Here is a 13,637-nt window from a genome sequence, read left to right as displayed (position 1 = left end):
AACTCACCCTACTTTTTACCCACTTACCAGCAATACTGAACCGCCAAACGTTCAGGCTGGAAGACAATAGCTCAAATAAGGGGAACCCGGTGTTTAAACCTCATTCCGACATCGCCAATTTGGCGCCTCAGATCGTATGGCAATTCTTTGATCAGATCTGCTCAATCCCACACCCATCAAAACACGAAGAAGCATTAGCGACCTTTATTGTTGACTGGGCAAAGTCACAAGACTTGGCCGTTCGTCGCGATGAAACTGGCAACGTATTTATCAAAAAACCTGCCACGCCCGGTATGGAAAATCGTAAACCTGTCGTGCTTCAGGCACATATCGACATGGTGCCGCAAAAAAATGACGATACAGCTCATGACTTTACCAAAGACCCAATTCGTCCTTACATAGATGGTGAGTGGGTCACAGCCCAAGGTACCACCCTGGGTGCTGACAACGGCATGGGTATGGCGTCTTGCCTTGCAGTACTGGCGTCTTCTGACATCCCGCATGGTCCACTGGAAGTGTTACTGACGGTAGATGAAGAAGCCGGAATGTCTGGTGCGTTCGGTCTGCAAGCCGGCTGGCTGGAAGGCGACATCCTGCTCAATACCGATTCTGAGCAGGAAGGTGAGATTTACATGGGTTGTGCTGGTGGTGTAGATGCCAGCATGACTGTAAGTATTGAGCGTCAAGCTGTAGCAGCAGGCAGTCAACTTGTAGAGATCAGTTTAAAGGGCCTAAAAGGCGGCCACTCTGGCGTTGATATTCATACCGGACGCGGTAACGCAAATAAACTTCTGGCGCGTGCATTAAAGCATCACCTGAGCGGGGTGGACTTTAACCTGGTAGCCTTTAAAGGCGGTTCACTGCGTAATGCTATTCCGCGTGAAGCGTATGCAACTATCGCAATAGCACCTGCGCAGCGCAGTGTGCTGGAACAACGCCTGAGTGAATTTGAAACGGTACTGAGCAATGAGCTGGGTGCCATTGAAACCAGTCTGACCTTTGCAGTAAACGACACGGACAGTGCGCTTGATGCAATGTCTGAACAGTCTAAGGACAGCCTGCTTGCGCTACTCAATGCCTGCCCGAATGGCGTTGTGCGCATGAGTGATGATATTCAGGGCGTGGTTGAAACGTCACTGAACCTGGGTGTGATCACCACACAAACCGACAAAGTCGAAGTGCTGTGCCTGATCCGTTCTTTGATTGATTCAGGTCGCACAGATGTCGAAGGCACACTAAGCTCACTGGCAAACCTGGCTGGCGCAGAGATTGAGTTTTCTGGCGCATATCCTGGCTGGAAACCAGATCCGGACTCAGATTTGGTGCACATTTTCCGTGATATGTACGAAGGGATTTATGGTAACAAACCAGATATCATGGTGATCCACGCAGGACTCGAATGTGGCTTGTTCAAAGAACCTTACCCTGACATGGATATGATTTCATTTGGCCCAACCATCAAGTTCCCGCACTCGCCTGATGAAAAAGTGCATATTGCATCGGTTGGCTTGTACTGGCAGCAAATGCAGGCATTACTGCAGAACATTCCAGAGCGCGGCTAATATCGCTCAATGATTGGTTCAGGCACCTTACGGTGCCTGAACCATGTTAAGCCAGATTTTAATCTTGACAGTGGATTGTAGCCTGCTTATCACCTGCCGGTTTAATGCTGATGTCGCTAAACGACAAGCTCATACTGCCAGTGGCAGACAGTTCAAAGGGCATCACCATCTGGTCAAACATCACGCCCTGGCTGGCAAAGCATTGCAAGTCTATACTCAGCACTTGCCATTGTTGTGCTTCCAGCTTGTTCAGCTCAGCGCCAATATCAACCTGAGCCCGGCAGCTTCCCGGCATGTCCCCTTCACTTTCACAATGCATACCAACAAATGCTTGGTCTGCAACCGTGTTACCACGTTTTACGGTCATACTGAGCACACCACCCCCAGCCTGGTAGCGGGCCAGATCTTCTCTGAAACCATTGCCACTGACAAACTGAACACCTGCTTTTGTGCCCTGCCAGTCAAGCCGAAAAGCATCTTCCTGGATTTCCTTATCTATGGTTCTGTAACTCAGACTAGCCAACGTCATACTGCTTGCGGTGACGGCAAGGTTTTGCTTACCTGAGAACAGCCTCAACTGCCAGGGTTGCTGAGTTTTACCGTTGAAAACCTCATACACATCTGACGTATTCAGCGCAGCGCCCGTCTCCTCAGGCAAACTATCGCTCAGCGTCGAGGACATGCCATAACTCAAACCAAAACCGTAAGGAAGCAGAGGCGCATATTCCTGGTCGAAACGGTTAACCGGCTTACTTGGATGGGCAGGCCAGGAGAAGGACAGACGACCAGTGAAATCGTGCTGTATCTTGCCCTCGCTGTTTTTTAGCAAAACATCGGCAACGGCTTCGCCCTGTGAACCCGGCAGCCAGGCGGCCACAAAGGCATCACTGGCGTTGAGCTCCGGGTTAACCCACATAGGCCTGCCACTGATAAACACAGAGACCACAGGAATACCTTGCGCTTTCAGTGACTTTAATAAAGCCAGGTCGCGTTTATTGCCATGCTGATATATCAAAGTTTCCCGATCACCGTGCCCTTCGGCATATGGCTCTTCACCAAATACCACAATGGCCACGTCAGGTTTAGTTTCGAACTGGCCATTTTCGCTGAGTTCAACCTGACCACCTGCCTGGGTTATCTGCCGAGCAAGTCCGTCGTATATTGACTGACCACCAGGAAAATCAGAATTCTGATTATTGGTACCCTGCCAGGTGATAGTCCAGCCCCCTGATTGCTTACCAATGTTGTTGGCCGCATCACCGGCTATCAGAATGTGCTGATTGGGTGCAAGCGGTAATAGCTGTTGCTTGTTTTTAAGCAACACCAATGACTCCCGCACCGCCTGGCGCGCAATTTCCCGGTGGGCTTCGTGGCCTATCAATTGCGTATTGTTAGCATGGGGACGCTTTGCCGGGCTGGGCTTATCAAACAAGCCTGCGCGGAACTTCACCCGCAAAATACGACTGACAGCATCATCAATGCGAGACATTGGAATGATGCCCGCTCTGACCTGTGCAATGGTGTTCTCAAGCAGGGGTTTCCAGGCGTCGGTAGGCACCATGTAAACGTCCAGACCCGCATTTACAGCCTGAGGGCAATTGTCATTACTGCAACCGGGTATTTGCCCATGACCATTCCAGTCACCCACCACAAAACCATCAAATCCCATTTTGTTTTTCAGCACGTCAGTCAGCAGGTATTGATGTCCGTGTATCTTCTCACCCTGCCAGCTGTTAAATGAAGCCATCACCGATTGTGCCCCAGCCGTGAGACCGCCCACATAACCCTGAGCATGAATATCAAACAGCGCCTGTTCTGAGTCGATATTGTTACCCTGATCGTCACCTTTCACGGTGCCGCCATCACCTAAGAAGTGTTTCACCGTACTGATGACCCGGTCATCACCCAAAAAGTCCTCCCTGGCATGTCCCTGCAAGCCATGCACAATAGCTGCGGCGTATGCTTTCACTATCTCGGGATCTTCCGAATAGCCTTCGTAAGTGCGACCCCAGCGATCATCACGTACTGTTGCCACTGTGGGCGCGAAGACCCAATCAATGCCCGTCGCCATCACTTCTTTTGCCGTTGCCTGGGCAATTTGTTCAATCAGTTTGGGATTGTTGGCCGCACCCAGACCAATGTTATGAGGAAACAAAGTTGCCCCGATGACGTTGTTGTGACCATGGACCGCATCGGTCCCCCACATGGTAGGAATATCAATGCCATCCAATGTGTCATCGACGGATGCCTGATACATAGCTTCTGCCAGATCAACCCAGTCTTTGACACTGGCATGCTTGTTGTTCCCGGGAAATGCTCCGCCCCCATTGAGATAAGAGCCAAACCCGTAGCGCCGCATATCTTCCACCGTAATGTCACGGATCTCCGGCTGGATCATCTGCGCCACTTTCTGCTCTAACGTCATCTTGCTCAGTAGGGCTGACACCTGGCGCTCAATTTCAGGGTCCTGGGCTACCTCTGAGTGAATTTTGGGCCAGATATCAAGCCCTTTCTTAACTTCCAGCGATGGTTGCCCAACGCCACAGGCAGTTAAAATACCGGCAGCTAGTACGCTGAGTGAAATCTTGGTTGTTGTTTTCTTCACTTTACTTCTCCGTAGGTAGCAAAACAGGTCGGTGTCCTTTGAGCCCAAAATAACCGATAAATACATAACACAATGCCGGTAGCAGGAACGACAACTGTACCCCTGATGTGTCAGCCAACATCCCTTGTAGCAAAGGAATAATGGCACCGCCCACAATCGCCAGACATAACACGCCAGCACCATGACTGGCGCTTTCTCCCAGCTTGTCGATTGCCAGACTGAAAATGGTTGGAAACATAATTGAATTGAACAGGCCGACGGCCAATACAGACCACATCGCCACACGGCCTTCGGTCACGACAGCGACACACAACAGCACAATGACCATGACTGCGTTAAATGCCAGCACTTTACCTGCTGCAATTTTTTGCATCACCAGTGCACCAATGAAACGTCCGACCATAGCCCCGCCCCAGTAGTAGGCAATAAGCTGTGCTGCCTGTGCTTCATTAAGGCCGGCAATACGAGGGTCGTGTAAAAAATTCACCAAGAAACTGCCAATCGCCACTTCTGCCCCGACATAGAGAAAAATTGCCACGGCACCAAGCTTAAGGTGTTTATATTGCAGAGCTTTTTTCAAAGACGGCGCGCCTTGGGACTGTACACCTAGTGACGGCAAATTAATAAAGGCAAAGACAATGGCCAGTATCGCAAGCGTGGCCGCTATCATCAGGTAAGGAAACTGCACCGCAGAAGCATCAGCGTGAGCTGGCTCGCTGCTGCCTGAGAAAATCAGCCAGGCACCAAAAAATGGCGCAACCGTAGTGCCAAGCGAATTAAATGCCTGCGTCATAGTCAGGCGCGACGAAGCCGTCCTGGCAGGTCCGAGTGCACTCACAAAAGGGTTAGCGGAAACCTGTAACACGGTAATACCAGAGGCCAATACAAACAGCGCACCTAAAAATAACCCATAAACACCGAGCTCAGCGGCCGGATAAAACAACAAACACCCAATGCTTGCGACACTCAGGCCTGTGATGATGCCCTTTTTGAAGCCAATCCTGCCAACCAGCATACCGGCTGGCACAGAAACAATAAAATAGGCACCGAAGAAGCAAAACTGCACCAACATAGCCTGTGTATAAGTTAAATCGAAAGCCCCTTTGAGATAAGGGATTAAAATGTCATTTAAGCAGGTAATAAATCCCCACATAAAAAACAGAGTCGTCAGCGTAAATAGCGCAAACCTGTGCCCCTGAACGGATTGCGACTCATGCTTGGTATCCAGTATCACGGATGAACTAGCCATAATGAATTTCCAAAAAATATTACCAGCAGGCTCTGGTCCTGCTTAACGCAAAAACCAGAGCGGATTCAGAATTAATTAAACTTATATCGGAAGCCCAGTGCATACCTGGGGCCGTATTGGCGGGCGAACAGGAATTGACGTTCATAACGACCAAAGCCCTGCTCGGTTTCGTCATTGAGGTTCACGCCCTCGAAGAACACCGTCAGCTGCTCTGTCATATCGTAGTTGACGCTCATATCCCATTGACCAAAGGCCTTGGCAAATTGCGGCGGGTTGTCGGAAGACCCCTGATCCTGGCCAACTCCGATCAGGTACTCGTCACGCCAGGCATATGTCAGCTTCACAGACAGTCCGTCAAGCTCATAAAACACCTGAAAGTTTGCCGAGTCACTGAGCCCGGTAAGCGGGGTTTGTTGTTCCAGACTAGCAACATCGAACTCCACATCACCATTTACAAATGTCGCGTTCACCCCGACGCCAAATCCGGTTTCGCCGAACAGGTGCTGCACCGCTACTTCAAAGCCGTCAACTGACTTGGTATCGGGCGCATTAAATGGCCGTGTAAAATCCCACACTATCAAAGGGTCATCGGCGTTTGGCGTAATATAGCCCTGCTCATTGAGGGTTGCGCCATTGGCCTGCATCTGAGCAAAAATAGCATCGTTCGTGGCCTGCTCACCCCGACTTTCAATATCCGCAACGGCTTGCAACCACCTTGGGCCCTGATAGATGTCGTTAAAACCTTCAACAGTCGTTGAGTTTATCTGACTGCCAATGAAGTTTTTCACCGACTTATCGAAGTAACCTATGGCTGCGTAACTGCCTTCGGCATAATAATATTCGAGGCTGAGGTCAAAGTTAGTCGACTCAAATGGTTGTAAATTGGTATTGCCTTCGCTGGCATTACGAGAGCCAATTTTAGGGCTGTTTGACAGACTCCGCCCGCCAACCAGATCTCCCAGTGGTGCCCGCGAAATGGTTTTGCCCCAGGACATTCGGGCAACCAGCTCATCAGTCACATCCACTCGTAAGTCCACCATAGGCAGAACCACATCATGTTCACCTTCCACGGTAAAGAAGGCATCGCCATCAGGTACGTACTGGGTATGCCATTCACTGCCGCCCTTCCACCAGACAGCAGTAGGCGTAGGCTGGAAGGTGTTGCTGGTTACATCGGTTTGCTCGTAGCGAACACCAGCGTTTATTTGCACCGGATAGTTAGCAACCTCAAATTCCCAGAAGCCTGACACGTAAATGCTGCTGGTTTCTTCGGTCACGCTCTCACGCGATACCGTTCCCATGTCGTGATATGCCGTAGTCGCAAAATAATCATTGCCACCGAGTAATTCATTGGTCAAAAAGGCTTCGGAGCGAGCGGCAACCTCATCGAAGTCAAAGGTATAGTAATAGTGTGGCTGCAGGGCACTGCCACCACCATCAAATGCATTTAAAAAGTCACTGGTATCATGCTGGGTAAACATGCCATCGGGGAATAATTCCGGCCATGCTGGATTAAACAGGAACCCACCTATCAGGCCACTCCAGGCATTCGATCCGCTCATTTCCTGCTCTGTGCGAGCCACACCAAATTTTATGTTCACCAGAGCCCAACGGTCACTCAGATTTTCCCAGACACCATCGAGCTGTAACTGTTCGACGGTTGCTTTGCCCGGTGAGTGTACAAACTGGCTAAAGTGAGAATCGATTTCACTGGCTGCCAGCTCATTGGTGCCATTTCGCCACAGAATTTCAGCGTGGGGGATCTCTCCGCTGCGAAAATCGTAGCGCTTGGTCGTTAGCTGATCAGAGCCCAGCACCAGCGTGCCTTCACTACCCAGGCCGGCGTCTGCACCATTGTCGGTTTCGCTTTGAGAGTCGTGATAGTCCAGGGTCAGGCTCAAAGCTTCACTGGCTTGCCATTGAATATTAAAACCGACTGAGCGCTCTTTCACTTCAGTAGTTGAACGTGAGGCGCTGAAAGACCCGTCGTTACCGCTGATATCGGCATACACAACGGTGCCATTCTCATCCAGTTCATAGCCGTTGATATTACCGCCGTAGTCGTTCCACATACCCCAGGAAATCGCATTCTTACCGGTAACAGACTTAGTCCCGGTATAATCCAGCGTCATTACAATGTCATCGTTGGGCGCATACTGGAAAACAACCTGACCGTTGGTTCGCTCACGCTGTAAGTCGCTTATTTGATAATTCATATCCCGAGGGAAAAAATAGTCACCTGCGGGCACCCCTTGATCGTTTATAGGGCGATTGTCAGTGACGCTGTCTGCTTCAAGGTTAGTTGGTAAATCGACATTCGCCTGCCACCCCTGAATATTGGCACTTTGCTGCTGAAAATCACGACGGTGGTGGTTGACGGTAAAGCCAAACCCGACTGTCTCATCCAAAAATGCATTGGAGTACAAAGCTGAAACCTCTGGCGTAACGTCATCCCCTGCGACATTTGAAGAATCGTGGATTGCTTTCGCTGAAAACGACATTTTCTCAGCACCACTATCAAAAGGACGAGCAGTGACAATATTCACCGTCGCACCTAATCCGCCTGTCGGATTGTCAGCACGCGCTGTTTTATAGACTTCGAGCGCCGAAACCCCATCGGATGACAGGTTTTCAAAATTGTAAGAACGGCTATTACCCGTTCCCGGCATTTGTCTGCCATTGAGCGTTACCAGATTAAAGTCCGGGCCGAAGCCTCTTACGGTGATCTGACTGCCTTCACCATTGCTGCGACTCACTGCCACACCGGTAATGCGCTGTAAAGACTCCGCCAGGTTGGTGTCTGGGAATTTGCCCATTTCTTCTGCTGAAATCGCATCCACCACGCCAGACATGTCTCGTTTGACGTTCATAGAGCGGATCAAACTACCCTTGATGCCGCGAATTTCAATGACCTCGGGCGTTTCCTCAGCAGCCTGCGACGCGGCTTCCTCAGCCTGTACCATAGAAGTACCAAGTACCGCACCGATCAGAATCGCGACATGTGAGAGTTTATAATTTACTGTATTCATAATGACCTGCTTGAATAATTTTCGCTGTCTGGGCGTGGCAATACCACGCCATCGGTTTGGTTTTATTGCGCTGCTACCATCACATTATCGAGCCGATATACAGCTCCTTCGCCCTGCCCCCAGGCCGGGTAAATCATGATGATGTCAATGCCGCTGATATTCACCCCACCATCCTGCAGTGTCTGAAGTGGGAAAGTATAGGTCTGCCACTGGCCAACCTGAGGCGCCACTGCTTCCAGGCTGTCGGTCAGATTAAGCTCCAGTGCAAAACTGGCATCCAGCGCTTCTATCTTAAACTTCCAGGGTGCGCTGCTATCATTGGGTGGTGTCACTACTTTGAGATCAAACTGAACCGAGCCCTTTTCCAGATAGGGTGATGCATCAAGATAGTGGCCGTCTTCGGCAAACAGCCCCATCACAGTAGGCTCGGCTCCAACTTTAAATTCCGCTACCATGCCCTGAGTCATATCATCATTTTCAAGCGTAGGGGTGGAGCCGCCACAACAATCCCACAGCGACCATTTGGCTTTAACGTCATCGGCAAATAGCACTTCACCGGCAAAGTCATCCGCCTGATTCGGATCGTAAATCTTCACGTTATCTATGCGGTATACCGCACCTGCTCCCTGGCCCCAGCTGGGAAAAACCATTAAAACGTCAATCGCACTGATGTCCAGGCCTGCTGCCACCAGATCCGTTAAAGTAAATGTATAGGTTTGCCACTGGCCGACCTCGGGAGCTGTTTGCTGGATACTCTTATCCAGGGTCAGTTCAGCAGCACTTTCCGCGCCCACAGATTCAGCTTTGAAGAACCAGGCTGCAGTGGCGTCTTGTGGTGCACTCACCACCTTCATATCAAACTCGATTACGCCGTTAGACAGAATAGAGGAGGCATCAAATGGTGCCGCGCTAACCCCTTCGGCTGAAATAAACTCTTGTCTGGAAATAAAGCCCATCACCGTTGCTGTATCACCGATCACAAACTCTGCAACATTGCCGTGCGTATCATCGTCTAGCTCAACCGTAGGTAAAGAACCGCCACAGCAATCCCACATTGGCCAGGCAGGATTTTCGCTCTCTTCAAACACCACCAATGCGGTGGTTGTGTCTGGTGTCACAATCGCAACATCTGCGACGCGATACACTGCGCCTTCGCCACTGCCCCACGCCGGAAAAATAAGCAAAGCATCAATACTACTGATGTCCAGCCCCAGCTCTGCCAGCATCTGTAGCGGGAAAGTAAAGGTTTGCCATTGTCCAACCGCCGGCAGTGCACCTTCAGCGCTTTCTGACAAAGCAAGCTCAACCGCTTTTTCTCCGTTAGCGCTTTCTATTTTTAGCATCCAGGGCGCCTCAGTATTCACAGGCGCAGCAGTCACTTTCAAATCGAAACGCACAACGCCGGACTCAATCAACGAAGAGGCATCGAACGGGCTGGGACTACCGCCAGCATCAGACGCCATTGGGTCTCGAGAGATAAACCCATTGACCGTAGGCTCACTGCCCACGTTAAACTCTACCACCATGCCAGCTGTGTCATCTTCGACTAAAGCGGGCACGCTGCCACCACAGCAATCCCACGCTGGCCAGTCTTTATTAAGTTCACCATCAAAAATTTGCAGACTATCCCCTGAAGTCGCAGGCGGCGGTGGACTGGGCGCTTTACCTTCAACCAGCGCATCATCCAATGAATCCCATCCGGCGCGGATCGTTTCGCAGCCTTTGCCTGTTTGCGGGTTTTGCTGACACTGGTAAACCCGGACATAATCCACTTCGAAGGTTTGCCCGTTTGCAAAGGCATCAGCATCGACGCCAGTTTCATTAACCGCTTCAGGCCAATTGCCACCAACAGCCAGGTTCAGGATAAGGTAAAAATTTTGATCAAACGGTGCACTGTCCCAGTGTGTTACCAGCTCACCACTGCCCTGATCATGATACTCGGCGAACCACCCTCTGTGTTTCAGACTGAATACGTTGCCGCTACTGTCATACAGGGGCTCTGACTGGCGCTGCGTGGCATAAAGGTAATCATCAACATACCAACGTATCTCTCCCTCTTGCCATTCAACCGCATAGGTATGAAAGTCATCGGCCGGGTTAACACCATCCGGCAAACTATGTGCTTTACCAGAGTGAACATTGTCAGGCCAATCTTTTCCATAATGTAAGGTACCGTAGACATGGGCCTCAGGCATGCCATCCGCATCTTGTGCTTTGAGGTTCACCGCTTCAACTATGTCAATCTCACCTGATTTAGGCCAGCCACCATAGACTTCATCAGTTGGCAGCATCCAAAATGCCGGCCAGCTGCCCTGCCCGCTGGGAAGTTTTGCCCGCATTTCAAAGCGACCATATTTAAAATCCGCTTTGTGTTTTGTAATAAGGCGCGCAGATGTATAGGGCTTTTCAGCACCTTCCGCAGCGCGAAGCGCGACTATTTTCAGTGTCCCATCGCTGACAAACGAATTGACCGACTCATCGGTATAGCATTGACGTTCTTCATTTCCGCCACCCAGGCAGTTCACTTCGTGCGTCCAGTTTTGAGTATTGATTTGTGTCTCATCAAACTCATCTTGCCAGACGAGTTGCCAGTCAGAGACCGGTGTCTGAGGATCCGTTTTGCTCAGATCAGTGTTGGTTTTGGCGTCGCCACCACAGCCAGTTAAACCAGCTACCGAAAGCAAGACACCAAGACTGGTGAGGGATTTTGCAACTTTTATCATAATGTGTGTTCCAACTAATCGAACCGATTGTTGTGTAGCGCGAACGTGTTCTTTTTACAGTCTGGCACAGAGCCGCTGTACTTGTTATTTGCAATCAATCACACTCAGGTGCAGTCAGTTGCAATGTCCGTACTACAAAGAATGAGCAGCGAACCGGAGACCAATTCGGTCTGCTCCTGAGGCTATCCTGTTAAATTAACCTGAATGTTACAATGGAAACGCGCCATCACGGGCGGCTGCTGCGACACAAGAACGTGGGCCACAATAGTGCACGACAAGACGATACAAAAATAAGATGAAAGGTTAGCCTTTTGTTTTCCTTGGCTTTTGGAGGGTATCGGGTACATACATATTGCACCAAACCTTGTAGGCGTTGCACCAGAAGAGGTAATACTTCTGGCTGCCGACTGATATTTCTTGCTTGTACTTACGCGAACTAACTAGCTCAACGTTTTCTTTTTAGCAACAAACTGATGTAATGCCTGACTATAGTTGCGACTGACTTTGAGTTCGACCTGACCTTTAAGCGTCACCAGGCTCTCGTTATTTCGCATAGGTTTAATCGCAGTGACATAACTTAAGTTAACTATGGTCGACTTGTGGATCCGGGCAAACCGGGTTTCATCCAGCAAAGTCTGCAACTTTTTCATGGTAATGCGCAGAACATGGGTTTCTGACTCAGTGTGCACGCACATGTAATCGCCGGCTGCATCAATCCAGCGGATTGTGTCCATCGGTACAAAGACCTGCTCATTATCACTGTTTTTAATAACCAGTTCTCTATCCTGCATTGCTGGCAACGGGCTGTCCGTTTCCAGCCAGGACTCTAACTCAGCCACATCCAACCCAGAAGTTTTAGTCAGTGCCTGTAGCAGGCGATATTTTTCCTGCTCAGCCTGACGAGGCTGTCGACGCTCCAGGATCCGGGTCACCGTTTTTTGCAATCGACCCAGGTTCGCGGGCTTCAAAACATAGTCAATGGCATTAAGCTCAAAGGCTTCGAGGGCGTAATCACTATAAGCACTGACAAAAACCACCATAGGCAAAACATCAGCCTGTATCGCCTGAACTACTTCAATGCCATTGAGCCCGGGCAATTGTAAGTCCAAAAACAGCACGTCCGGACTCAATTCATGGCACAAACGGATCGCATCATCGCCATTTTCGGCCTGACCAATCACTTCTATTTCAGGGATTTTAGCCAACCTGAGACTCAGCCCCTCCAGCGCAAGGGGTTCATCGTCCACTATGATGGCGCTCAGTGGTTTTGTCATGGTCATTCAACCTCGTATGGCAGCACTAAGGTCACAGTATTCCCCCCGGCTGTATTTTTATTCAAAGACACGGTGAAATTACCGTTATACATCACATCCAGCCTGGTTTTAGCATTGTTTAGTCCTATGCCAAACCCTTTAACGGCCCCCTCATCCGAGCCTGTGCCGCAGTCTGAAATTTCTATAATGAGTTGTTGTAAATGCTGCTTTGCCGAGATTGTAACCTCTCCTCCCTGTTTACTTGGCTCAATAGCATACTTAATGGCATTCTCAACAACAGGCTGGCATAACATATTGGGTACCAATGCCCTGAGCGTTTGCGGTTCAATCTCATAGCGCACCGCCAGACGGTGTCCAAAACGGACTTTTTCTATTGCCAGGTACAATTCAATCAGCTGAATTTCTTCTTTTAACGGGATTCTGCTGCCTTGCGTGGCCTCGAGTGAGTGACGGAAAAAGTCACAAAGCTTATCGAGCATTTCTGATGCCGCGTCGTTATCCTGTTTCAGGATCAGCGTTGAGATGGCATTCATCGTATTAAACATAAAGTGCGGATTAAGCTGATAACGTAGCATTTGTAACTGTGCATCCTTTGCCTGGGTCTGCGCTCTTAGCAAGCGTTCATGCTCTTTTTGTAATCGACTGTTATACAGCATGATAAAAAATATCGAAGTCCAGACAAACATAGTGGTCAAAGAGAACAGCAACCAGCCACCAAACTCCAGCATGGTCCAGGCCTCATTCCAGCGCTGATCATGAACGATGACTTTATAGCTGGCGAGCTTAATGACGTTATAAATGAGTCCAAGCAAGGCCGCAGAAAGAAAACTGATAACCAAGGTGCGCTGCAAAGGCTGATGAATGATTTTGCGAATAAAAAGCCACTGCAACAAGGAGAGCATGAAGCCGCTGAGACTTTCGACCGCCAAGTTTATGATCTGTCCGGCCAGATTAAAACCGGGCGCGTCAAACTGAGGCTGAATAATTGCCAGAAACACCACAGCTGCATAGCCGAGCCACCCAGCAATTTGCAAACTCCAGAACTGTTTCGATAAATGTGGCAATGCTGATGATTCGGGTTCAAGCGGTGCCAGTTCAGATTGTTGAGGTGAAAACACGGACAAAATGGTACTCAGAATAAGGGCATAACCTTCGATACTCTAAGACTTTTTAAAATTATAGCAACCGAGCCTGT

Annotated in this window: 7 protein-coding genes; 1 reads left to right on the top strand and 6 read right to left on the bottom strand. The window is 49.8% G+C overall.

Features of this window, described 5'->3' with window-relative positions; genetic code table 11:
* Positions 1-89: 89 nt before the first annotated feature.
* Complete coding sequence (locus tag QNM19_RS01085; protein ID WP_284026197.1) at positions 90-1,562, top strand: aminoacyl-histidine dipeptidase; 1,473 nt, start codon at positions 90-92, stop codon at positions 1,560-1,562.
* A 58-nt stretch (positions 1,563-1,620) separates the two neighbouring features.
* Here QNM19_RS01085 and QNM19_RS01080 read toward each other — a convergent pair whose 3' ends face one another.
* The 6 genes from QNM19_RS01080 to QNM19_RS01055 all read right to left on the bottom strand — a co-directional run bounded on the left by QNM19_RS01080 (position 1,621) and on the right by QNM19_RS01055 (position 13,560).
* The gene (locus QNM19_RS01080) at positions 1,621-4,233 is read right to left on the bottom strand and encodes a glycoside hydrolase family 3 protein (RefSeq protein WP_417711525.1); all 2,613 of its coding nucleotides are present in this window, start codon (positions 4,231-4,233) and stop codon (positions 1,621-1,623) included.
* Positions 4,169-5,416, bottom strand: coding sequence for a sugar MFS transporter (locus QNM19_RS01075; RefSeq protein WP_049865737.1), 1,248 nt, complete (start codon positions 5,414-5,416; stop codon positions 4,169-4,171). Before QNM19_RS01075 ends, QNM19_RS01080 begins: the two co-directional genes overlap by 65 nt.
* Before the next feature lie 71 nt (positions 5,417-5,487).
* The gene (locus tag QNM19_RS01070) at positions 5,488-8,445 is read right to left on the bottom strand and encodes a TonB-dependent receptor (RefSeq protein WP_284026196.1); all 2,958 of its coding nucleotides are present in this window, start codon (positions 8,443-8,445) and stop codon (positions 5,488-5,490) included.
* 62 nt (positions 8,446-8,507) lie between these two features.
* Complete coding sequence (locus QNM19_RS01065; RefSeq protein WP_284026195.1) at positions 8,508-11,168, bottom strand: family 16 glycosylhydrolase; 2,661 nt, start codon at positions 11,166-11,168, stop codon at positions 8,508-8,510.
* Between the two features lie 440 nt (positions 11,169-11,608).
* Complete coding sequence (locus tag QNM19_RS01060) at positions 11,609-12,442, bottom strand: LytR/AlgR family response regulator transcription factor (protein WP_284026194.1); 834 nt, start codon at positions 12,440-12,442, stop codon at positions 11,609-11,611.
* Positions 12,443-12,444: 2 nt separating this feature from the next.
* Positions 12,445-13,560 (bottom strand): sensor histidine kinase, encoded by a 1,116-nt coding sequence (locus tag QNM19_RS01055; RefSeq protein WP_284026423.1) that lies wholly within the window; start codon positions 13,558-13,560, stop codon positions 12,445-12,447.
* Between the last annotated feature and the right edge of the window lie 77 nt (positions 13,561-13,637).

Origin of the sequence: Pseudoalteromonas ardens (assembly GCF_030125445.1) — a bacterium.
GTDB classification, from domain to species: Bacteria; Pseudomonadota; Gammaproteobacteria; order Enterobacterales; family Alteromonadaceae; genus Pseudoalteromonas; species Pseudoalteromonas ardens.
The sequence above is the reverse complement of the archived record's forward strand: the minus strand, read 5'-3'. Positions and strand labels throughout refer to the sequence as shown.

Bases quoted from the DNA above. Each gene is read 5' to 3' on its own strand.
- QNM19_RS01070 (WP_284026196.1), bottom strand. From the start codon at position 8,445: ATGAATACAGTAAATTATAAACTCTCACATGTCGCGATTCTGATCGGT.
- QNM19_RS01065 (WP_284026195.1), bottom strand. From the start codon at position 11,168: ATGATAAAAGTTGCAAAATCCCTCACCAGTCTTGGTGTCTTGCTTTCG.
- QNM19_RS01075 (WP_049865737.1), bottom strand. From the start codon at position 5,416: ATGGCTAGTTCATCCGTGATACTGGATACCAAGCATGAGTCGCAATCC.
- QNM19_RS01080 (WP_417711525.1), bottom strand. From the start codon at position 4,233: ATGTATTTATCGGTTATTTTGGGCTCAAAGGACACCGACCTGTTTTGC.
- QNM19_RS01060 (WP_284026194.1), bottom strand. From the start codon at position 12,442: ATGACAAAACCACTGAGCGCCATCATAGTGGACGATGAACCCCTTGCG.